The sequence below is a fragment of the Lentzea rhizosphaerae genome, assembly GCF_042649515.1.
GTDB lineage: Bacteria > Actinomycetota > Actinomycetes > Mycobacteriales > Pseudonocardiaceae > Lentzea > Lentzea aerocolonigenes.
The window spans coordinates 96,799-118,554 of sequence record NZ_JBHRZI010000036.1; the positions used below are offsets into that span (position 1 = coordinate 96,799).

At 69.5% G+C, this 21,756-nt stretch carries 21 protein-coding genes; 15 read left to right on the plus strand and 6 right to left on the minus strand.

Annotated elements, in window-relative coordinates:
• The first annotated feature begins 14 nt into the window (after window positions 1-14).
• Genes ACFOWZ_RS38030 through ACFOWZ_RS38060 form a run of 7 tightly spaced genes read left to right on the plus strand, consistent with a single transcriptional unit; the run spans window position 15 to window position 7,509 of the window.
• Window positions 15-1,100 carry an S-(hydroxymethyl)mycothiol dehydrogenase gene (locus tag ACFOWZ_RS38030; RefSeq protein ID WP_382378801.1) on the plus strand — a complete coding sequence of 362 codons (1,086 nt, stop codon included), beginning with the start codon at window positions 15-17 and terminating at the stop codon, window positions 1,098-1,100.
• A complete protein-coding gene (locus ACFOWZ_RS38035; RefSeq protein ID WP_382378802.1) occupies window positions 1,097-1,702 on the plus strand; it encodes an MBL fold metallo-hydrolase in 606 nt (201 codons plus the stop codon). Before ACFOWZ_RS38030 ends, ACFOWZ_RS38035 begins: the two co-directional genes overlap by 4 nt.
• A gap of 35 nt (window positions 1,703-1,737) precedes the next feature.
• Window positions 1,738-4,188, plus strand: a complete 2,451-nt coding sequence (locus ACFOWZ_RS38040; RefSeq protein WP_382378803.1) for a GcvT family protein — start codon at window positions 1,738-1,740, stop codon at window positions 4,186-4,188.
• The gene (locus ACFOWZ_RS38045) at window positions 4,185-4,478 is read left to right on the plus strand and encodes a hypothetical protein (protein WP_382378805.1); all 294 of its coding nucleotides are present in this window, start codon (window positions 4,185-4,187) and stop codon (window positions 4,476-4,478) included. The genes ACFOWZ_RS38040 and ACFOWZ_RS38045 overlap by 4 nt, the downstream gene beginning before the upstream one ends.
• A 25-nt stretch (window positions 4,479-4,503) precedes the next feature.
• Window positions 4,504-5,634, plus strand: coding sequence for an aromatic ring-hydroxylating oxygenase subunit alpha (locus tag ACFOWZ_RS38050; protein ID WP_382378806.1), 1,131 nt, complete (start codon window positions 4,504-4,506; stop codon window positions 5,632-5,634).
• Between the two features lie 5 nt (window positions 5,635-5,639).
• Window positions 5,640-7,334 carry a BCCT family transporter gene (locus ACFOWZ_RS38055; protein WP_382378807.1) on the plus strand — a complete coding sequence of 565 codons (1,695 nt, stop codon included), beginning with the start codon at window positions 5,640-5,642 and terminating at the stop codon, window positions 7,332-7,334.
• Window positions 7,321-7,509, plus strand: coding sequence for a hypothetical protein (locus tag ACFOWZ_RS38060; RefSeq protein WP_382378808.1), 189 nt, complete (start codon window positions 7,321-7,323; stop codon window positions 7,507-7,509). Before ACFOWZ_RS38055 ends, ACFOWZ_RS38060 begins: the two co-directional genes overlap by 14 nt.
• Before the next feature lie 22 nt (window positions 7,510-7,531).
• Here the strand turns inward: ACFOWZ_RS38060 and ACFOWZ_RS38065 are convergent, their stop codons facing one another.
• Entirely contained in the window at window positions 7,532-8,191 is a 660-nt protein-coding gene (locus ACFOWZ_RS38065) for a GntR family transcriptional regulator (RefSeq protein WP_382378809.1), read from the minus strand.
• A 69-nt stretch (window positions 8,192-8,260) separates the two neighbouring features.
• Between ACFOWZ_RS38065 and ACFOWZ_RS38070 the strand changes: the two genes are divergently transcribed.
• From ACFOWZ_RS38070 to purU, 5 genes are read left to right on the plus strand one after another with little or no spacing between them, the layout of a single operon-like run.
• Window positions 8,261-9,499 (plus strand): sarcosine oxidase subunit beta family protein, encoded by a 1,239-nt coding sequence (locus ACFOWZ_RS38070; protein ID WP_382378810.1) that lies wholly within the window; start codon window positions 8,261-8,263, stop codon window positions 9,497-9,499.
• A gap of 12 nt (window positions 9,500-9,511) precedes the next feature.
• Window positions 9,512-9,793: a sarcosine oxidase subunit delta gene (locus ACFOWZ_RS38075; RefSeq protein WP_030467258.1), complete on the plus strand. Its 282-nt coding sequence runs from the start codon at window positions 9,512-9,514 to the stop codon at window positions 9,791-9,793.
• Window positions 9,790-12,606, plus strand: a complete 2,817-nt coding sequence (locus ACFOWZ_RS38080; RefSeq protein WP_382378811.1) for a 2Fe-2S iron-sulfur cluster-binding protein — start codon at window positions 9,790-9,792, stop codon at window positions 12,604-12,606. Before ACFOWZ_RS38075 ends, ACFOWZ_RS38080 begins: the two co-directional genes overlap by 4 nt.
• The gene (locus ACFOWZ_RS38085; protein ID WP_382378812.1) at window positions 12,596-13,183 is read left to right on the plus strand and encodes a sarcosine oxidase subunit gamma; all 588 of its coding nucleotides are present in this window, start codon (window positions 12,596-12,598) and stop codon (window positions 13,181-13,183) included. Before ACFOWZ_RS38080 ends, ACFOWZ_RS38085 begins: the two co-directional genes overlap by 11 nt.
• Window positions 13,180-14,025, plus strand: coding sequence for a formyltetrahydrofolate deformylase (gene purU, locus ACFOWZ_RS38090; RefSeq protein WP_382378813.1), 846 nt, complete (start codon window positions 13,180-13,182; stop codon window positions 14,023-14,025). Before ACFOWZ_RS38085 ends, purU begins: the two co-directional genes overlap by 4 nt.
• 191 nt (window positions 14,026-14,216) lie before the next feature.
• Here purU and ACFOWZ_RS38095 read toward each other — a convergent pair whose 3' ends face one another.
• The gene (locus ACFOWZ_RS38095) at window positions 14,217-14,420 is read right to left on the minus strand and encodes a hypothetical protein (protein ID WP_382378814.1); all 204 of its coding nucleotides are present in this window, start codon (window positions 14,418-14,420) and stop codon (window positions 14,217-14,219) included.
• A gap of 108 nt (window positions 14,421-14,528) precedes the next feature.
• Between ACFOWZ_RS38095 and ACFOWZ_RS38100 the strand changes: the two genes are divergently transcribed.
• Window positions 14,529-15,848, plus strand: a complete 1,320-nt coding sequence (locus ACFOWZ_RS38100) for an MFS transporter (RefSeq protein ID WP_382378815.1) — start codon at window positions 14,529-14,531, stop codon at window positions 15,846-15,848.
• Here the strand turns inward: ACFOWZ_RS38100 and ACFOWZ_RS38105 are convergent.
• Together ACFOWZ_RS38105 and ACFOWZ_RS38110 are read right to left on the minus strand one after the other, a co-directional pair.
• A complete protein-coding gene (locus tag ACFOWZ_RS38105) occupies window positions 15,845-16,216 on the minus strand; it encodes a VOC family protein (protein WP_382378816.1) in 372 nt (123 codons plus the stop codon). The genes ACFOWZ_RS38100 and ACFOWZ_RS38105 overlap by 4 nt on opposite strands.
• 4 nt (window positions 16,217-16,220) lie before the next feature.
• On the minus strand, window positions 16,221-16,922 hold the full coding sequence (locus ACFOWZ_RS38110) for an arsenate reductase/protein-tyrosine-phosphatase family protein (RefSeq protein ID WP_382378817.1): 702 nt from the start codon (window positions 16,920-16,922) through the stop codon (window positions 16,221-16,223).
• A 67-nt stretch (window positions 16,923-16,989) separates the two neighbouring features.
• On the opposite strand from ACFOWZ_RS38110, the gene ACFOWZ_RS38115 reads away from it, so the two are divergent.
• The gene (locus ACFOWZ_RS38115; RefSeq protein WP_382378818.1) at window positions 16,990-17,613 is read left to right on the plus strand and encodes a class I SAM-dependent methyltransferase; all 624 of its coding nucleotides are present in this window, start codon (window positions 16,990-16,992) and stop codon (window positions 17,611-17,613) included.
• 598 nt (window positions 17,614-18,211) lie between these two features.
• Window positions 18,212-20,485 (plus strand): M28 family peptidase, encoded by a 2,274-nt coding sequence (locus ACFOWZ_RS38120; protein WP_382378819.1) that lies wholly within the window; start codon window positions 18,212-18,214, stop codon window positions 20,483-20,485.
• On the opposite strand, the gene ACFOWZ_RS38125 is transcribed toward ACFOWZ_RS38120, so the two are convergent.
• The gene (locus ACFOWZ_RS38125) at window positions 20,469-21,056 is read right to left on the minus strand and encodes a hypothetical protein (RefSeq protein ID WP_382378820.1); all 588 of its coding nucleotides are present in this window, start codon (window positions 21,054-21,056) and stop codon (window positions 20,469-20,471) included. The genes ACFOWZ_RS38120 and ACFOWZ_RS38125 overlap by 17 nt on opposite strands.
• Window positions 21,053-21,655: a hypothetical protein gene (locus tag ACFOWZ_RS38130; RefSeq protein ID WP_382378821.1), complete on the minus strand. Its 603-nt coding sequence runs from the start codon at window positions 21,653-21,655 to the stop codon at window positions 21,053-21,055. The genes ACFOWZ_RS38125 and ACFOWZ_RS38130 overlap by 4 nt, the downstream gene beginning before the upstream one ends.
• Between the last annotated feature and the right edge of the window lie 101 nt (window positions 21,656-21,756).

The window sequence follows — 21,756 nt, forward strand, 5'->3', positions numbered from 1 at the left end:
CAGGAGCGATTCAAGTGGCACATGCGGTGAACGGTGTCGTGGCGGCGGGGCGCGGAGCCAAGGTCTCGGTCGAGACCATCCTCGTGCCGGACCCCGGCCCCGGTGAGGCGCTGGTGAAGGTGCAGGCCTGCGGGGTCTGCCACACCGACCTGCACTACCGGGAGGGCGGGATCAACGACGAGTTCCCGTTCCTGCTCGGGCACGAGGCGGCGGGTGTCGTCGAGGCGGTCGGCGAGGGCGTGACCGACCTGGAGCCCGGCGACTTCGTGATCCTGAACTGGCGCGCGGTGTGCGGTTCGTGCCGCTCGTGCCTGCGGGGACGGCCGCAGTACTGCTTCAACACCCACAACGCGTCCCAGCCCATGACGCTGGCCGACGGCACCCCGCTGTCGCCGGCGCTCGGCATCGGCGCGTTCGCGGAGAAGACGCTCGTCCACAGCGGACAGTGCACGAAGGTGAACCCGAAGGCACCGGCCGAGGTCGCTGGCCTGCTCGGCTGCGGTGTCATGGCGGGCATCGGCGCCGCGATCAACACCGGCGGCGTCACCCGCGGCGACAGCGTGGCGGTGCTCGGGTGCGGCGGTGTCGGTGACGCGGCCATCGCGGGTGCCCGGCTCGCGGGGGCACGCACGATCATCGCCGTCGACCTCGACCCCACGAAACTCGAGTGGGCGCAACGGTTCGGCGCCACGCACACGGTCAACGCCCGCGAGCAGGACGTCGTCGAGGCGATCCGCGAGCTCACCGAGGGCAACGGTGCCGACGTCGTGATCGACGCGGTCGGCCGGCCGGAGACGTTCAAGCAGGCCTTCTACGCCCGTGACCACGCCGGTCTCGCCGTGCTCGTGGGTGTGCCGACGCCGGACATGCAGCTCGAACTGCCGCTGATCGACGTGTTCTCCCGCGGTGGCGCGGTGAAGTCGTCCTGGTACGGCGACTGCCTGCCCAGCCGCGACTTCCCGATGCTCATCGACCTCTACCTGCAGGGCAGGCTCGACCTCGGTGCGTTCGTCACGGAGACGATCGGCCTGGAGGACGTCGAGAAGGCGTTCGAGGACATGCACCACGGCCGCGTGCTGCGTTCGGTGGTCGTCCTGTGAGCGCGCGGATCGAGCACGTCGTCACGTCCGGCACGTTCAGCCTCGACGGCGGGACCTGGGACGTCGACAACAACGTCTGGCTCGTCGGCGACGACCACGAGGTACTTGTCATCGACCCCGCGCACAACGCGGACGCCGTTCTGGAGGCCGTCGGCGGTCGCGTGGTGACAGCGCTGGTCTGCACCCACGGCCACGACGACCACATCAACTCCGTCGCCGAGGTGGCGGACAAGACCGGGGCGCCGATCCAGATCCACTCGGCGGACCGTGCACTGTGGACGGTCGTGTACCCGGGCCGCGAGCCGGACGGCTGGCTGGCCGACGGCGACACGCTGAACGTCGCGGGCACGACCCTCGAAGTGATCAGCACGCCCGGCCACACCTACGGCTCGATCTGCCTGTACGCGCCGGAGCTCGGCGCGGTCTTCAGCGGGGACACCCTGTTCGAGGGTGGCCCGGGCGCGACCGGACGCTCGTACTCGGACTTCCCGACGATCGTCACCTCGATCCGCGAGCGCCTGCTGACCCTGCCCCCGGACACGATCGTCCACACCGGACACGGTCCCACCACGACGATCGGCGCCGAGGCACCGCGGATCTGACGCCAGCACCCACCACAGACGGCAGGAGAACTTCCATGGCAACGCAACCACGCGTTGTGCTCATCGGAGCAGGCATCGTCGGGTGCGCGCTGGCCGACGAGCTGACCGCCCGCGGGTGGACCGACGTCACCGTCCTCGAACAGGGACCGCTGTTCGAGACGGGCGGGTCGAGCTCGCACGCGCCGGGCCTGGTCTTCCAGACCACCGGCTGCAAGACGATGACCTCGTTCGCCAAGTACACCGTCGAGAAGTACACGGCGCTCACGATGGACGACAAGTGGTGCTTCCAGCAGCTCGGTGGGCTGGAGGTCGCCACCACCCCGCAACGCTGGACGGACATCAAGCGCCGGCACGGCTGGGCCACCTCGTGGGGCGTGGAGAGCTACCTGCGGGATCCGGGGGAGTGCGCCGAGCTGCACCCGTTGCTCGACCCCGACAAGATCCTCGGCGGGTTCCACATCCCGAGCGACGGCCTCGCCAAGCCGTTGCGCGCGGCCGAGGCACAGGCCCGTCGCGCGATGGAGCGCGGGGCGAAGTTCCTGGCGCACCACAAGGTCACCGGTGTCGAACGCAAGGGCCGCCGGGTGAAGGCCGTCGTCACCGAGCACGACACGTTCGCCGCGGACATCGTGGTGTCGTGCGTCGGCATGTGGGGGCCGCGGATCGGGCGGATGGTCGACCTCGACATCCCGCTCGTCCCGATGGCGCACCAGTACGCGAAGACCACCCCGTTGCCCGTGCTCAAGGGCGTCAACAGCGAGCTCACCGAGATGTCCAAGCCGTTGCTGCGGCACCAGGACGCCGACCTCTACTTCCGCGAGCACGTCGACCGCATCGGCATCGGCGCGTACGGGCACCGGCCCATGCCGATCTCCGCGGACGACATCCTCGACTTCGACGTGGCGCCGACCATGCCGTCCGAGGTCGCGTTCACGCGAGAGGACTTCGAGACCTCCTGGGACGCCGCCGTCGACCTGCTGCCGGTCCTCGGTGACGCCAAGGTCGAGGAGGGCATCAACGGCCTGTTCTCCTTCACCCCCGACGGAAATCCGCTGCTCGGCGAACATCCCGGCCTGGACGGGTTCTGGGTGGCGGAGGCCGTGTGGATCACGCATTCTGCCGGTGTGGCCAAGGCGATGGCCGAGTGGCTGGTGGACGGCCAGCCGAACATCGACCTGCACGGGTGCGACCTCAACAGGTTCGAGGACGTGCAGCGTTCGCCCGGTTACGTGCACGAGCGCAGCTGCCGCGCGTTCGTCGAGGTCTACGACATCCTCCACCCGTTGCAGCCCGCCGAACGGCCGCGGCCGTTGCGCACCAGCCCTTTCTACGAGCGCCAGCAGGAACTCGGCGCGGTGTTCCTGGAGGCGTCGGGCTGGGAGCGGCCGCACTGGTACGAGGCCAACGCGAACCTGCCCGAGGTCGCGGAGATCCCGGAGCGCAACGAGTGGGCGTCCCGCTTCTGGTCACCGATCGCGGGTGCCGAGGCACTGGTCGCGCGCAAGCGGGTCGCCATGTTCGACATGACCCCGTTGAAGCGGCTGGAGGTCAGCGGGCCGGAGGCGTTGACGTTCCTGCAGACCATGACCACCAACCAGCTCGACCGCAAGCCGGGCGCGGTGGTCTACACGTTGCTGCTCAACGAGGACGGGGGAGTGCGCAGCGACCTCACGATCGCCAGGCTCGGCGAGAACCGCTTCCAGGTGGGCGCGAACGGCCCGCTCGACCTCGACTGGCTGCGCAGACACCTGCCACCGAACGGCGGCGTGCACATCGCCGACATCACGCCCGGCACGTGCTGCATCGGCCTGTGGGGCCCCGAAGCGCGCAACCTGCTGCAGCCGTTGACGAAGGAAGACTTCTCCCACGAGGCCATGGGCTACTTCAAGGCGAAGCAGGCGTTCATCGGTGATGTGCCGGTGACCGCGATGCGCCTGTCGTACGTCGGCGAGCTCGGCTGGGAGCTGTACACGACTGCGGACATGGGCCGCCGGTTGTGGGACACGTTGTGGGAAGCGGGTCAGGAGCACGGCGTCATCGCCGCCGGCCGCAGCGCCTTCACCAGCATGCGGCTGGAGAAGGGCTACCGCTCGTGGGGCGCGGACGTGACCACCGAGCACGACCCGTTCGAGGCGGGGCTGGGCTTCGCGGTCCGCATGAACAAGGGCTACTTCCACGGCCGCAAGGCGTTGGAGGGCCGTTCGGAGGACACGGTCACCCGCAAGCTCACCTGTCTGATCATCGACGACGACCATCAGGTCGTCATGGGCTCCGAGCCGGTGTTCTTCGGTGGCAACGCGGTCGGCTACGTCACGAGCGCGGCGCGCGGTTACTCGATCGGCAAGAACATCGCCTACGCCTGGCTGCCCGCCGAGGTGGCCGTCGAGGGAACGGCGGTCGAGATCGAGTACTTCGGCGACCGGGTCCAGGCTGTCGTGGCTGCGGAGCCGCTCTTCGACCCCGAGATGAACCGGATTCGGTCATGACGCACGACGTGATCGTCATCGGGCTCGGTGAACTCGGCGGGGCGGCCGCGAACCGGCTCGCCTCGCGGGGAATGCGGGTGCTCGGCCTGGACGGCCGGTCGCGCGCCGAGCTGCCCGGTGCGGACGAGGCCCTGGCCGCGGGAGCCGACCTCCACTTCGAGGAACGGGTGATCGACTGGTTCACCGAACGGTCCGGCACGGGTGCCCGTGTGCTGACCCCGTCGAGCACCTACACCGCTCCGCTGCTGGTCATCTGCGACGGCTCGGACGCGCGAACCCTGCTTCTCTGACGACTTTCACCACCACGGAGTGACCATGACCGCGACCGAGCTCCCGTCGAGCCTCATCCCGACCCTGCCCGGCCACACCTACACCGACCCGGCGATCTTCGAACTGGAGCAGGAGAAGATCTTCGAGCAGATGTGGTTCTGCGCGGTCCGCAGCGCCGATCTGCCGGACGCAGGCAACTTCAGAACCGTCCAGATCGGACGCGAGAGCGTGCTGGTGAGCCGGTCCCGCGACGGTTCCCTGCGCGCGTTCCTCAACATCTGCCGGCACCGCGGCGCGAAGCTGTGCACGGAGGAGTCCGGCACGGTCAAGCGCAACTTCCAGTGCCCGTACCACGCCTGGACCTACGGCCTCGACGGCAAGCTGGTCGCCGCGCCGAACCTCACCTCGATGCCGGACATCGACCGCGTCGAGTACGGCCTGAAGGCCGTCCACCTCCGTGAGTGGCTCGGTTACGCGTGGCTGTGCCTGGCGCAGGAGCCGCCGTCGTTCGAGGAGACCGTGCAGCAGGACGTCCGCGAACGGCTCGGCAACCTCGACGCGATCGGCAACTACCAGGTCAGCGAGCTGGACCTGGGCCGGCGGATCACCTACGACGTCAAGGCCAACTGGAAGCTCATCATCGAGAACTTCATGGAGTGCTACCACTGCGCGACCATCCACCCCGAGCTCACCGAGGTCCTGCCGGAGTTCGCGGACGGGTACGCCGCGCAGTACTACGTGGGTCACGGCGCGGTGTTCGGTGAGGAGATCAAGGGCTTCACGATCGACGGCAGCGAGGGCTTCGACACCCTCGACGGGGTCGGTTCCGACCAGGAGCGCCGGTACTACGCGATCACCGTGCGGCCACAGGTGTTCATCAACCTCGTGCCCGACCACGTGATCATCCACCGGATGTTCCCGATGGCCGCCGACCGCACGATCGTCGAGTGCGACTGGCTCTACGCCAAGGACGTCGTCGCGACCGGCAAGGACGTCTCGCGGTCCGTGGAGCTCTTCCACCGCGTCAACGAGCAGGACTTCGAAGCATGTGAACGGTGCCAGCCCGCGATGTCGTCGAGGGCCTACGCGCAAGGGGGTGTGTTGGTTCCCTCCGAGCACCACATCGGGGAGTTCCACCGCTGGGTCGAGGAAGCCACATCCACTGAGAGGTGGTAGATGCCATGCCCGAACAGAAGTTCCTTCCCACCACGAAAACTCACACCGACCGGGTCGTGTTCGCGCTGTCCGCGGTCGTGGCGGCGGCGTTCCTCGCCTGGGGCGTGTTCGGCACCACGAGCCTCGGCAGCGTGTCGACCGCGGTGCTCGGCTGGCTGATCCGCAACACCGGCTGGGCGTTCCTCACCGCGGCGACGGGCTTCGTGCTCTTCGCGCTGTGGCTGGCTTTCAGCCGCTACGGGCGGATCCCGCTCGGTCGCGACGGGGAACGGCCGGAGTTCCGGACGATCTCCTGGGTCGCGATGATGTTCAGCGCCGGCATGGGCATCGGGCTGATGTTCTACGGCGTCGCGGAACCGTTGGCGCACTTCGTGAAGCCGCCACCGGGCACGGTGCAGGGCGGCACGGACGCCGCCGTCGAGACCGCGATGGCGACGTCGTTGTTCCACTGGGCGATCCACCCGTGGTCGATCTACGCCGTCGTGGGTCTCGCGATCGCGTACGGCACGTTCCGGCGCGGCCGCAAGCAGCTGATCAGCGCCGCGTTCGCGCCGTTGTTCGGCGACCGCGTGTCGGAGGGCCCGCTCGGCCGGTTGATCGACATCCTGGCGATCTTCGCGACGCTGTTCGGGTCGGCCGCGTCGCTCGGCCTGGGCGCGTTGCAGATCGGCAGCGGGCTGAAGGCCGGCGGGTTCGTCGCCGAGAACCCCGGTGTCGGCGTGCTGATCGGCATCATCGCCGTGCTGACCGTCGCGTTCGTGGCGTCGGCGGTGTCCGGTGTGGCCAAGGGCATCCAGTGGCTGTCGAACATCAACATGGTGCTCGCGACCGTGCTGGCGGTGTTCGTGTTCGTGGTCGGGCCGACGATCCTGATCCTGAACCTGATCCCCGCGGCCGTCGGTGACTACTTCCGCGAGATGGGCGAGATGATCTCCCGCTCCGGTGCGTCCGGTGGCGAGGCCATGGAGAGCTGGCTGTCGTCGTGGACGATCTTCTACTGGGCCTGGTGGATCTCCTGGACGCCGTTCGTGGGCATGTTCATCGCGCGCATCAGCCGTGGCCGCACGATCAAGCAGTTCGTCAGCGGCGTGATCCTGGTTCCGTCGGTGGTGAGCCTGATCTGGTTCACGATCATGGGCGGCACCGCGATCTCGTTGCAGCGCGGCGGAACCGACCTGGCCGGTGCCGCCAACCCGGAGTCGCAGCTGTTCGGCGTGCTCGACCAGTTCCCCCTGGCGGGCGTCGCCGGTCTGGTCGTGATGGTGCTCGTGGCGATCTTCTTCGTCTCCGGCGCCGACGCCGCCTCGCTGGTGATGGGCACGCTGTCGCAGCGGGGCGCGATCGAACCGCACCGCAGGCTGGTGGTGTTCTGGGGCGTGGCGACCGGTGGCGTGGCCGCGGTGATGCTGCTGGTCGGCGGTGGCGGTGCGACCGCGCTGACCGGTCTGCAGAACCTCACGATCATCGCCGCGGCACCGTTCGCGCTCGTCATGGTCGTGCTGTGCGTGGCGCTCACCAAGGACCTGCGCAGCGACCCGATGGTGGTGCGGGAGAAGCACGCCGCGGTGATCGTCGAGCAGGCCGTGGACACGGGCAACGCGGAGTACGACGGCGACTTCTGCCTCCAGGTCGCGCCGATTCCCGCCAAGGCCGCGAGCAACGGCAAGGTCGAACGGGTAGCCGTCGATGAGAAGACCTGAGCGGGCTGCGGCGGGACTGACCGGAGTCCTGGTCTCGTTGCAGCGCAGCTGGGAGCAGATGGGTGTGGTCCGCTCCGTGCGGACCCTGCCCCTCGTCGACCAGCTCGGCGGGTTCGACTGCCCCGGCTGCGCTTGGCCGGATCCGCAGGGTCATCGGTCTCCGAGGCCGTCGTGATCAGGCTGGAACGGCCATGAGCTCAGATCAGCGCGCGGATCGCGCGTTCGAACCCGACGACGTGCTGCGTGGCGAGCTCGGAGGCCTTCTCCGCGTCCCCCTCGACGATGGCGGTCAGCAGGGGGCCGTGCTCGTCGACGTGACCGGCCATTCCGGACAGGCGCGGCAGGAAGACGCACCAGATGCGGGTGGCCAGGTTGTCGTAGGAGATCAGCGTGTCCTCGAGGAACGGGTTGTGCACGCACCGGTAGATGGCGCGGTGCACGCCGACGTCGGTGCGGAGCAGTTCCGTGTTGTCGCCCGATGGCGTCGCCGTGTCGAGCTGCGAGCGCAGTTCGGTGAGGCCGGCCCGGTCCTCGCTCGTGGCGCGCTCGGCTGCGGCTGCCGCGGCGAGGGGTTCCAGTGTTCGCCTCACCTCGGAGATGTGCGAGAGGTCGGAGATGTTCACGTCGGTGGCGAACGTGCCGCGGCGCGGGAAGGCGACGACGAGCCGCTCCTGCTCCAGCCGTTTCAACGCCTCGCGGATCGGGGTGCGGCCGAGGTTGAACTCGGTGCGCAGCCGGTCCTCGTTGATGGGCTCGCCCGGCTTGATCTCCAGCATCACCAGGCGATCGCGCAGCAGGAGATAGGCCAGGTCGGTCAGGGAACCACCGGCCGGCTCGTCGTTGACCCGAGTGTTCATGTGGTCTACTGTACCGCACAGACTGATATACCAGTAGTCGACCAGATGATTTCGCTGGAGGCGTCGCGCATGACCAGCCCGGCTCAGCCGCCCGGAGCACATCTGCCCGAGCACCCGGACTTCCTTTGGGACAACCCGGAACCGAAGGCCTCCTACGACGTCGTGGTCGTCGGCGGTGGAGGGCACGGCCTCGCCACGGCCTACTACCTCGCCAAGGTCCACGGCATCACGAACGTCGCGGTGCTGGAGAAGGGCTGGCTCGCGGGCGGCAACATGGCCCGCAACACCACGATCATCCGGTCCAACTACCTGTGGGACGAGAGCTCCGGCATCTACGAGCACTCGCTCAAGCTGTGGGAAGGTCTTGAAGAGGACCTCGGCTACCCGATCCTGTTCGACCAGCGCGGTGTGCTGAACCTCGCGCACAGCCTCCAGGACGTCCGCGACAGCGTGCGGCGGGTCAACGCGAACCGCCTCAACGGCATCGACGCGGAGTGGGTGGATCCCGCCGGGGTCAAGGAGATCTGCCCGATCGTCAACATCTCGCCGGACGTGCGCTACCCCGTTCTGGGGGCGACCTACCAGCCGCGCGCTGGCATCGCGAAGCACGACTACGTGGCGTGGGGCTACGCGCGGGCCGCGCACGGGATGGGCGTCGACCTGATCCAGAACTGCGAGGTCACCGGGCTGGAGACCTCCGGCGGCCGGATCACCGCGGTGCAGACGTCCCGCGGTCGCATCGCCGCGGGCAAGGTCGCGTTGTGCGCGGCCGGCCACAGCTCGGTGCTCGCGAAGATGGCCGGGATCAGGTTGCCGCTGGCCTCGCACCCGTTGCAGGCCTTGGTCTCCGAACTGCTGGAGCCCGTGCACCCGACGGTGGTGATGTCGAACGCCGTGCACGTCTACGTCTCCCAGGCGCACAAGGGAGAGCTGGTGATGGGCGCCGGCATCGACAGCTACAACGGTTACGGCCAAAGGGGTTCGTTCCACATCATCGAGCAGCAGATGTCGGCGGCGCTGGAGCTGTTCCCGGTCTTCGCGCGCGCCCACCTGCTGCGGACGTGGGCGGGCATCGTCGACGTCTCGCCGGACGCCTCGCCGATCGTCGGCCTCACCCCGGTCGGCGGGCTGTATCTGAACTGCGGCTGGGGCACCGGCGGGTTCAAGGCCACGCCCGGTGTCGGTGACTGCTTCGCGCACACCATCGCCCACGACAAGCCGCACCAGTACAACGAGCCGTTCACCCTCGAGCGCTTCACCACGGGCGCCCTCGTCGACGAGCACGGCGCCGCCGCCGTGGCGCACTAGTAGGAGCTGACGATGCAACTCATCCCGTGTCCGTGGTGCGGGCCGCGCGAGGAAGCGGAGTTCCACTACGGCGGCCAGGCCCACGTCGCCTACCCCGAGGACCCGTCCGCGCTGACGGACGAGGAGTGGGCGCAGTACGTGTTCTTCCGGGAGAACCCGAGCGGCCCGTTCGCCGAGCGCTGGAGTCACAGCGCCGGCTGCCGGCGGTGGTTCAACGCCGTGCGCGACACCCGCACCCACGACCTGCTCGCCGTCTACCGCGCAGGAGAGCCGATGCCCGAGGTGACCTCGTGACCTTCCGCAAGCCCACCGGTGGCGAGATCGACCGGAACACGTTGCTGCGGTTCACCTTCAACGGCGTGGAGTACACCGGCCACCCCGGCGACACGCTCGCGTCGGCACTGCTCGCGAACGGCGTGCACGAGATCGGCAGCAGCGTGAAGCTCGGCAGGCCGCGCGGCATCGTCGCGGCGGGGTCGGAGGACCCGACGTCGCTGGTGCAGATCGAGGCGCCGTTCCCCGAGCCGATGCTGCTCGCGACGACGGTCGAGCTCTACGACGGTCTGGTGGCGCGCGGCCTGGCGGGGCAGGGGCGCTTGGCTCCGGAACCGGACCCGGCTCGGTACGACGCCAAGCACGAGCACTGCGACGTGCTGGTGGTCGGTGCCGGACCGGCCGGTCTGGTGGCCGCGCTGACCGCCGCTCGCAGCGGTGCGCGGGTGGTTCTGGTGGACGAGCAGAACCAGGCCGGTGGCGCGTTGCTCGGCGTGGACGAGTACCTCGACGACAGGCCGTCCGCCGAGTGGGTCGCGGACATCGTCGCCGAGCTGCGGACCACGCCCGGCGTGCTCGTGCTGGAGCGCACCACGGCGTTCGGCATGTACCAGGACGGTTTCGTGCTCGCGCTGCAGAAGCGTACGGATCACCTCGGGTTCGCGGCGCCCGCATCGGTTGCTCGGCAACGGGTGTGGCGGATCCGGACCAAGCAGACCGTGCTGGCGACCGGTGCGCACGAACGCCCGGTGGTGTTCGCGGACAACGACCGTCCGGGGATCATGCTGGCCTCGTCCGCGCGGACGTTCCTGCACCGCTACGGCGTGCTGCCGGGCTCGCGGGCGGTCGTGTTCACCACCAACGACTCCGCGTACTGCGCTGCGATCGATCTCGCGGAGTCCGGTGTGGACATCGCGCTGATCGCCGACGCGCGGCCGGACGCTCCGGCACGGCTCGCGACGGAGTGCGCGGCGCGGGGGATCGAGGTGCGCGCGGGCCAGGTCGTGACCGGGACGGAAGGGCCGGGGCGCGTCACCGCTGTGAGCGTCGGTGACACGAGGATCGAGTGCGACACCCTTCTCGTGTCGGGCGGCTGGAATCCCGTCGTCAGCCTGTTCAGCCAGGCCCGCGGCAAGCTCCGCTACGACGCCGAGCTCGGCGCCTTCGTGCCGGGCGAGGAGCTGGACACCGTTCGGGCCGCAGGCTCCGCGACAGGTGAGCTGGACCTGAACGCGTGCGCGCGGCAGGGCCGGGAGGCGGGTTCGGCCGCCGCCGCGGCTGCCGGGTTCACGCCGGGCGGCCAGGTTCCGCTGCCGGTGTCCGACTCGCGGTGCACGTCGCGGTCCGGCCTGGTGTTGTGGCGCGTGCCCGGTGCTGACGACGCGAGTTTCGTGGACCTGCAACGGGATTCGACCGTCGCCGACGTGCTGCGGGCGACTGGTGCGGGCCTGCGTTCGTTGGAGCACATCAAGCGGTACACGACCATCGGCACCGCACACGACCAGGGCAAGACGTCCGGCATGATCGCCGCCGGCATCGTCGCCGAGGCGCTCGGCGTCGAACTGGCGGAGCAGCGGCCCACGACGTTCCGGCCGCCGTACACCTCGGTGTCGTTCGCGGCGCTGGCCGGACGGGACCGCGGCGAGCTGCACGACCCGGTGCGCGTCACGGCGATCCACCCGTGGCACGTGGCCAACGGCGCGTTGTTCGAGGACGTCGGGCAGTGGAAGCGGCCGTGGTACTACCCGAAGCCCGGCGAGGACCTGCACACGGCCGTGCTGCGCGAATGCCGTGCCACGCGCGAAAGCGTCGGCATGATGGACGGCTCGACGCTGGGCAAGATCGACGTGCAGGGCCGCGACGCCGGCAAGTTCCTCGACATGCTCTACACGAACATGATGAGCACGTTGAAGGTCGGCAGGATCCGCTACGGCGTGATGTGCGGCGTCGACGGCATGGTGATCGACGACGGCACGGTGATCCGGGTCGGCGAGGAGCGGTACCTGGTCACGACGACGACGGGCAACGCGGCGAAGATCCTCGACTGGATGGAGGAGTGGCTGCAGACGGAGTGGCCGCACCTCGACGTGCACTGCGCCTCGGTCACCGAGCACTGGGCCACGATCCCGTTGGTGGGCCCGCGATCCCGTGACGTGCTCGCCGCCGTCGCACCGGATCTCGACGTGTCCAACGAGGCGTTCGAGTTCATGACGTGGCACGACACCCACGTGGCCGGCGTTCCCGCGCGGGTCTGCCGGATCAGCTTCTCCGGTGAGCTGGCGTACGAGATCAACGTGACCGCCTGGTACGGCCTGGCAGTGTGGGAGGCGTTGATGGCGGCGGGCGAGAAGTACGGGATCACGCCGTACGGCACCGAGACCATGCACGTGCTGCGCGCCGAGAAGGGTTACCCGATCATCGGCCAGGAGACCGACGCCACGGTCACCCCGCAGGACCTGGGCATGTCGTGGGCGGTGTCGAAGAAGAAGCCGGACTTCATCGGCAAGCGCTCGTTCGCCCGCGTGGAGAACAACCGCACGGACCGCAAGCAGCTGGTGGGGCTCCTGCCCGTCGACCCGACCGTGCTGCTGCCGGAGGGTTCGCAGATCGTCGAGACCGATCGGCTGCCCGAGCCGCCGGTCCGGATGCTCGGCCACGTCACGTCCAGCTACCCCAGCGCGGCGCTGGGCCGCACGTTCGCGCTCGCCCTCGTGCGGTCGGGGCACGAGCGCATCGGCGAGACCCTGTACGTGCCGTACGAGGACTCGCTGGTGCCCGTCACCGTCACCGATTCCGTGCTCTACGACAAGGAAGGAGCCCGTCGTGACGGCTGAACCGACCAGCCCGCTGGCGGGGTGGACCGACCGGCTGGCGGCGCTCGCACCGGCGCTGATCGTGGCGGAGCGGCCGTTCCGCTCGCAGCTGACCGTTCGCGTGTCCGACTCCGACGCCGTCGCGGCGATGGGCTCGGCGCTGGGAGTGGCGTTCCCGCCGGTCCCGTGCACGTTCTCGGCGGGCTCCGGACCGTTCGGGGACGTCGAGGTGTTGTGGCTGGGGCCGGACGAGTTCCTCGTCGTGGCACCGCCGGGGCTTCAGACGGAGATCGAGGAGGTGTTGCGTGGCGCGCTCGGATCCCACCGAGGGTCCGTTGTGGACACTTCGGCGCAGCGCACGACCGTGGTCCTGGAAGGGCCGCACGTCCGGGACGTGCTCGCTCACGGATGTTCCGTGGACCTGCACCCGTCTTCGGCTCCCACCGGCACTTGCGTGCAGACGTTGCTCGCGAGGACGGGGATCGTCCTGCAGGTGACCGGTGCCGACACCTTCACGGTGCTGGTGCGGTCCTCGTTCGCCGAGTACCTGGCCGCCTGGCTGAGCGACGCGTGCGTCGAGTACGGAGTGGCGTCGTGACCAGACACTTCACCCTGACCCTGGACTGCCCGGAGCGGGCCGGCATCGTCCACGCGGTGACGTCGTTCCTCGTCGACCACGGCTGCGACATCGTCGAGCACCAGCAGTTCGACGACGACGTCCGCAGCAGGCTGTTCCTGCGCACCGCGTTCACGTGCGCCACGGCCGACGTCGACGACCTCACCCGTGAGTTCGCCGCCGTGGCGACCGAGTTCGAGATGGAGTTCGACCTGTGGGACGAGCGCCCGACGCGCATCCTCGTGATGGTGTCGAAGGCCGGCCACTGCCTGAACGACCTGCTCTTCCGCTGGCGGGCGGGCAGCCTGGGCGGTGAGATCGCCGCGGTCGTGTCCAACCACGAGGACCTGCGCCCGATGGCGGAGGCGGCCGGGCTCGACTTCGTGCACGTCCCCAACACCGCGGACACCAAGCAGGTCGCCGAACGACGCCTGCTGGAGCTAGTCGAGGAGTACCAGGCCGACCTGGTGGTGCTGGCGCGCTACATGCAGGTGCTCTCCAACGACCTGTGCGCGAAGCTGGCCGGACGGGTGATCAACATCCACCACTCGTTCCTGCCGGGCTTCAAGGGCGCCAAGCCGTACCACCAGGCCTACGACCGCGGGGTGAAGTACGTGGGCGCGACGGCCCACTACGTCACGCCGGACCTCGACGAGGGCCCGATCATCGAGCAGGAGGTCCTGCGGGTCGACCACACCTTCGACCCCCGAGCCCTCACCTCGGTCGGCCGCGACGCGGAGGCCTTGGCGCTGTCTCGTGCCGTGCGTTGGCACTGCGAGCACCGGGTGCTTCCGAACGGCAACGGCACCGTCGTGTTCCGCTGAGCCTCACCGTCCGCTGAGGAGGAGGTAGCGCTCGTCGTCGATTCGGGTGACGACCGGTTCGGTCCGGTGGCGCAGAATCCCAGTCCCAGCGGCCAGACGGAGGCGACGCGTCCGGCTTGCCCTGCGGCGTCTGTCGACGTCGTGCCGGCCTCGGCCGCAGTGGTGCACGAGTGGGTGCGGCTGCTGCGGTCTCACCTGGGTCGACGCCGCTCACTCTCGTACCCCTCCTCGGAGGGGCTGCCTGTGCCGCAGCCGAGGCCGGCGATCCGGGCGTGCTTCGGCACCAGCGGCAGGAGCAGCCGCGCCCACTCGTCGCGCACGCCAGGCCCGTGATCCCGCGGTCGGGCTCGTCGTCGAACGCCGCGAGCCTGCGCGTCCCAGAATTCGATCGTCATGCCGGCATCCTCACAAATGTGCGAACACAATTGAGCACATTTGGTTGTTGCCATGCATCTGCTGTTGCACCGTCGACGCAAACCTGTTTGTGTGCATATAGTTCGGCCGTGATTTCCGTCCTGCGCAATCCGGCGTACCGAAATCTTTTCGGCGCCCAGGTCATCGCGCTGACCGGAACGGGACTGGCGACCGTCGCGCTGGGCCTGCTGGCCTACGACCTCGCCGGTGCGGACGCGGGCGCGGTCCTCGGCACCGCGCTGGCGATCAAGATGGTCGCCTACGTCGCGGTGGCGCCGATCGCATCAGCCCTGCTCGGAGCGTTGCCCCGTCGGGTCGTGCTGGTCTCGCTCGACCTCGTGCGGGTGGCCGTGGCGGCGACCTTGCCGTGGGTGAGCGAGGTCTGGCAGGTCTACGTCCTGATCTTCGTCCTCCAGGCGGCCTCGGCGGCTTTCACGCCGTTGTTCCAAGCGACCATTCCCGAAGTGCTTCCGGACGAACGCGAGTACACCCGTGCGGTCACGTTGTCGCGCATGGCCTACGACCTGGAAAGCCTGCTCAGTCCCGCACTCGCCGCCGCGGCTCTCCTGCTGGTGAGTTTTCACCAGCTCTTTCTCGGCACGGCGGTCGGATTCACCGCGTCGGCTCTGCTCGTCGTCTCGGCGCTGGTGCCGCAGGCGAAAGCTCCGCAGCGCAGGAAGAACCTGTACGAGGCGACGACGCGCGGCATCCGCATCTACCTCGCCACACCACGGCTGCGCGGGCTGCTCGCGGTCCACTTCGTCGCGGCGGCAGCGGGGTCGATGGTGCTGGTGAACACCGTGGCGCTGGTGCGGGACGTGCTCGGGCGGGGCGCGTCCGACGTGCCGGTGGCGCTGGCGGCCAACGGTGCCGGGTCGCTGGTGGCGGCACTCGCGCTGCCTCGCCTGCTCGACCGCTTCTCCGACCGCGTGATCGTGTCGCGCGCCGCCGTCGCGCTGGTCGTGGTGCTGTCCGCCGGTGCCGCGTTCGCCTGGCAGTGGCCGCTGCTGCTGGCGCTGTGGGCGTTGATCGGCGCGGCGTGCTCGCTGGCACTGACGCCGGGCGCCCGCCTGCTGCGCCGGTCGGCCTGCTCGGTGGACCGGCCCGCGTTGTTCGCCGCGGACTTCGCGCTGTCCCACGCCTGCTGGCTGGTCTGCTACCCGCTCGCCGGCTGGGTCGCGACTGTCGCGGGCATGACCACCGCGTTCGTCGTCCTCGGCGTGCTGACCGCGGCGGGCGCGGTCGTCGCGCTGCGGCTGTGGCCGACGCACGACCCTGAGGTCGTCGAGCACGAGCACCACGACCTGGAGCCGCACCACGAGCACCTGCACGGCGCGGTGCTGGCAGGCGGTGTGTGGAGGCACTCGCACGAGTTCCGCATCGACGACCACCACCTCAGGTGGCCCTAAGCGGGCTGGAACAGCTCCACGAGGTTGCCCGCCGGGTCGGTGAGCAGGATCTGCCGGCCACCAGGACCGCTGACCAGCTCACTCACGAACGACAGCCCCGCGTCGCGCAGCCGGGAGATCTCCGCGTCGAGGTCGCTCACCACGAGGTGGATGCGGTTGCGGCCCGCGGCGTGCGAGTCAGCGGGCGTGGCGCGGGCGCCGGAGCTCGCGGGGCCGGACAGCAGCAGGCGCAGCGGGCCGCGCACCACGTCGGCGAACGCGGGTGCGGCGTCGGTGCGGACGGTGAATCCGAAGTGGACGGTGTAGAAGTCGACGGCCGCCTGGACGTCGTCGACGAGGTAGCGCACGCTGGCCAGTTCTTCCGTCATCGTTTCACCCCTTCTGGCGTGCTGCCGCGAGCACGGGCAGCAGGTGGCGGACACGGGTGTCGATCTCGTGGGCGGTGTTGCGGAACTCCGGGTGGGTGACGGGCTCGGGGATGCTCCAGTGGATCACCGGGCAGTCGAACTCGGGGCAGACCTCGCGGACCTTGTCGCACAAGGTGATCACGAAGTCGAAGCCGGCGCGGGAGAGCTCGCGCGGACGTTGGCCGGTGATGTCGATCCCGAACTCCTCGCGCAGCACGCGGACCGCGTCCGGGTGGATCTCGGGTTTCGGGTGGCTGCCCCCGCTCGTGACCTCGACCCCGTGCCGTCGCAGCAGGGCCTCGGCGATCGGTGAGCGCGAGCTGTTGCCGGTGCAGGCGAACAGCACGCTGACTCCGCCCAGTGACGACGGCGCCGGACTCGGCTCGAAGCGCAACGCGGGGTGCAGGGCGGTCCCGGTGCCGGTCAGCGAGGTGCCGCACCGGTCGAGGTCCAGGTGGTAGTAGGTGTCGCGGCCGTCGAACGAGCTGCGCCGCGACGTCACCAGCCCGCCGTCGCGCAGCAGCCGCAGGTGATAGGAGACCAGGTTCTGCGGCTCGCGCACGCGTTCGGTCAGCTCGCGCACCCGGTAGTCGCTGCCGGCCAGCTCGGTCAGCAGCTGCCACCGCAGCGGATGGGCGGCCATCCGAACGAACTCCGGGGCGACCATGCCTGGAGACAATACATCAAATCAGTTTGATGCACATCCGGCGGGCTGGAGGAGCATCATCGACGTCATGGGCAAGAAGCTCACCACCGAACGTCTCCGCGAGGTGTGGGACCGCTACGCACCGCGCTACGACCGCGACATCGGCTTCCTCGAACGCAGGCTGTTCGACGGCGGCAGGGAGTGGGTGTGCGGGCAGGCCGCCGGGAACGTGCTGGAGGTCGCCATCGGCACCGGTCGCAACCTGTCGCACTACCCGGCGAACGTCGCGATCACCGGCCTGGACCTCAGCCCCGGGATGCTCGCGGTCGCCCGCACGCGTGCCGCCGAGCTCGGGCGCGTGGTCGAGCTGCGGGAGGGGGACGCGCAGGCGTTGCCGTTCCCCGACGCCTCGTTCGACACGGTGGTGTGCACGCTGGGCCTGTGCGGTGTTCCCGACGAACGTGACGCGATCGCGGAAATGCACCGCGTGCTCCGGCCGGGCGGGAAGCTGCTGTTGCTCGACCACGTCGGCAGCCACCACCGGATCGTCCAGTTCGGACAGTGGTTGCTGGAGAAGCTGACCGCCCGGATGTGCGGCGACTACATGACCCGCCGGCCGCTCCCGCTCGTCGAGCAGGCGGGATTCACCTTGCAGCGTCAGGAAAGGCTCAAGCTCGGCACGGTGGAACGACTCGCCGCGATCCGGAACTGAAAGCTCAACGCCGCCGCATCCCCTCTCGCGGCAGGGAAATCGGAACACCGTTTCCGCACCCTGACCTGAGACTGGTGTTTCCACCAGGGGGCTCTTGATCTTTGACATGGGTACGGCGACGGCTGATGCGAGTCCCAGCGCGTGCCGACGTCTCCGACCACGTCGTCGATGACCGACGGCACCGGCCAGCACGCGCTGATCGTGCCGTCCTCGCGGCGACTGCCGCGCAACGCAGGCCCGAGCAGTCCGGACAACGCACCGGGGGAGAGTCCAGGACTTCCTCGAGGTGGCCGACGGCCGCGAGCGACGCACGGCGTTCCGGGCGGCTGCGGCCCGTTTGCCAGTAGCTCAGCGTCGCGAGGCTGAGTGTCACGCCGCGACGGCGGCGCGCAGCGTTTCCGCGAAACCGGGGTCGGGTGAGATCGACATGGTGCCTCCTCCCGGCGTAGCGGTCCGACGCCATCCGCTCGGTGGCGTGACGCAAGCCGAGACTCAAAAGTGAAATCGCCGCCGACAACCATCCGAACGGCCCGGTGTCCGGGAAGTTCGGCGCGGTTACCTTCGCCTGACCCTGCAAAACCCTGCGAAGGAGCCCTCAGTGCGAAGAGGAAGATCCCTGCTTTCAACGGCTCTGGCGACCGTGGTGGTCGCGGCGACGGTGGTCCTCCCTGCGGCCGCCGCGCCACTCGCCGGTTGCTCCGGCACCAACGACGGTGACGTCGCGATCGGTGACAACACCACCGTCGAGTCGTCGATCACCATCACCGACTGCCCGTCGGCGCCGTCGGCCACCGCCACGGTGCCGGTGAAGATCGTCCACACCTACATCGGCGACCTCCAGGTGAGCCTGGTGGCCCCGGACGGCTCGGCCTACGTGCTGCACAACCGCAGCGGCGGCTCCACGGACAACATCGACCAGACCTACACCGTCGACCTGTCGGGCGAGACCTCGAACGGCACGTGGAAGCTGCGGGTCAACGACAACGCGGCCAACGACGTCGGCCGGATCGACACGTGGTCGCTGAACCTCGGCGGTTCCACGCCCGCCAACGACTTCTCCGTGGCGGTGTCGCCGACGTCCGGTTCGGTGGCGGCGGGTTCCTCGGCGTCCGCGACGGTCCAGACGCAGACCACCGCCGGCCAGGCGCAGACCGTGCAGCTGACGGCGACCGGTCTTCCTTCCGGCGCAACGGCTTCCTTCAACCCGGCGTCGGTCACCACCGGCTCGAGCTCGACGCTGACGATCAGCACCACGGCGTCGATCTCCAACGGCACCTACCCGATCACGGTCAGGGCAGCGGGTTCCACGACGAAGACCGCGACCTACACGCTCACCGTCACCGGCGGCACCGGCCCGCAGATCCCCGACATCGACATCGCGGCGGTCAAGCAGCACCTGACGCAGTTCAACACCATCGCCACGCAGAACGGCGGCAACCGGCGGTCCACCACGGCCGGCTACCGCGCGTCGGTGACCTACGTGAAGGACAAGCTCACCGCGGCCGGGTTCACGGTGACCGAGCAGCCGTGCACCTCGGGCTGCTCCACCGGCGCGGGCCCGAACGTGATCGCGGAGTGGCCGGGCGGCAACGCGAACAACGTCTACATGTTCGGCGCCCACCTCGACTCCGTGACGGCGGGCCCCGGCATCAACGACAACGGTTCGGGCTCGGCGGCGCTGCTGGAGACCGCGCTCGTGCTCTCCCGCACGAACCCGTCGATGCTCAACAAGGTCCGGTTCGCCTGGTGGACCGACGAGGAGCAGGGCCTGAACGGCTCGGAGTTCTACGTCTCGCAGCTCCCGTCCACCGAGCGCACGAAGATCAAGACCTACCACAACTTCGACATGATCGGGTCGGTCAACGGCGGCTACTTCATCAACAACATCAGCTCTGCCCAGTCCACGCACATGAAGGCGTACTGGGACTCCCTGGGCCTGCAGCCGGAGGAGAACACCGAGGGCCGCAACCGTTCCGACGACGCGTCCTTCACCAACGCGGGCATCCCGGCCTCCGGGTACGCGATGGGCGCCAGCGCCACGAAGACCTCGGCCCAGGCGACGAAGTGGGGCGGCACCGCGGGCCGCGCGTTCGACCCGTGCTACCACCAGTCCTGCGACACCACGGCCAACATCAGCGACACCCACCTCAACCGCGCGGTCGACGGCATCGCCTACACCCTGTGGAAGTCGGCGGTCAGCAGCACGCCGGGCGCGGACTTCTCGGTGTCGGTCTCGCCGTCGTCCGGCTCGGTGACGGAGGGCTCGTCCGTCACGGCCACCGTCGGCACCCAGACCGTGACCGGTGACCCGCAGACCGTGCAGCTGTCGGCGTCCGGACTTCCGTCCGGCGCAACGGCTTCGTTCAGCCCGGCGTCGGTGACCACCGGGTCGGGCTCGACGCTGACGATCAGCACCACGGCGTCCGTCGCCAACGGCACCTACCCGGTCACGGTCACCGCGACCGGCACGGGATCCCGCACCACCACCTACACCCTGACGGTCACGGGCGGCGGTGGCGGCAGCTGCAACGGCACCAACCCGAACGACGTCGCGATCCCGGACGCGGGCGCCGCGGTCGACAGCGACGTCGTGATCTCCGGCTGCTCCGCGACACCGTCCGGGAGTGCGACGGTGGCGGTGAAGATCGTGCACCCGTACATCGGCGACCTCACGGTGGCCCTGATCGCACCGGACGGTTCGTCGTACACGCTGCACAACCGGACCGGCGGTTCCGCGGACAACATCGACCAGACGTACACCGTGAACCTGTCGGGCGAGGCCCCCAACGGCACGTGGAAGCTCCGCGTGCGCGACCTCGCGGCAGCCGACGTCGGGAACATCGACACCTGGACTCTCAACCTGACCCCTTGAGCGGGTTCGCGCACCCCACCGCGAGGACTGCCACGAACGCGGTGAAGTAGACCGCGATCCACGCGCCTCGCGGTGTGGTGACCGCGAAGTCCGGACCGAACAGCGTCGTCGCCCAGATCCAGCCCGGGATCGGGGCGACGGCCACCAGCCCGGCGAGGGCCCTGGTCCACCGGGGTCCTCGCCCGGCCAGCGCGTAGCCGCCCGCGATGCCGAACACCGGCAGTGCGATGGCGCCGCCGCCGATCCCCGTCGTGAAGAGCGCGGGGGAGACGACGGAGGCCGCGAACAGGAAGGGGGCGAAGACGAACCAGGGGCGGGCGGCCCAGCCCAGCAGCGCGCCCACGACCAGGCCGGGGAGCAGGAGCTGGGCGAACGTGCCGAGCCAGGTGGCGGTGGACTCGCTTCCGGCGACGATGGCCATGAGGCCGCGGAGGCCCGCGGCCCAGGCCAGGCCGCAGAGGGCGCCGATCAGGGCTGGTGCGGCGCCACGGCGGGGACGACCCCGCTCGGCGCTGCTGAACGGCCCGGCCTGTGCCGAGCCGCCCAGCCCGCCGGTCGACCCCGGTCTCACGCCACGACCTCGGCGGTCGTGCGCGGCTTCTGCGGTTCCCGCAGCGCCACGCCGAGCAGCAGCATGCACAGGCCGTAGACCGCGACGCCGGCCGCCAGTGCGCCGGTCAGGCTGACGACCACCAGCAGTGCGTTCCAGATGCCGGTCGCGAGCGGCACGAACCTCCGCCAGTCCTGCCACACCCCGGCACGCAGCGTCGTGACGCCGCACATCAGGAACCCGATCGACGTCAGCAGCACGGAGAGGGCGAACACACCGCCCACGAGGGACGGTCCGGCGTCGGCGACGGGGTCGTCGTGGAACGGGATCGAGGCCAGTTCGGCGAGCAGCAGCACCGCGGTGCCCGCGATCGCCAGCGACGTGCCCGCCCTCGCGGCGCGTGAGGTGCCGGCCGCGCCGCTGCGGGCGAACGCGATCACGCCGATCAGCACGAGGACGTGGAACACGGCGTAGAGGAGCGTGACCGGGATGAACGCCTGAGGCGTCAACGGGTAGCTCCACATCGTTTCCGGCACGGTGGTCGCGGGCTGCACGACGGTCTGGACGATCGTTCCGGCGATGGCGGTGGCGGCACCACCGGCGACGGCGTAGGAGTTCATGACCTGCACCTTTCTCGTCTGAGGGCTCACAGCGTGGCTTCCGGAGCCGGCCCAGGTCATCGGCGTGACCACCGAATCGCGATGCAGTGCTGGCACGGATG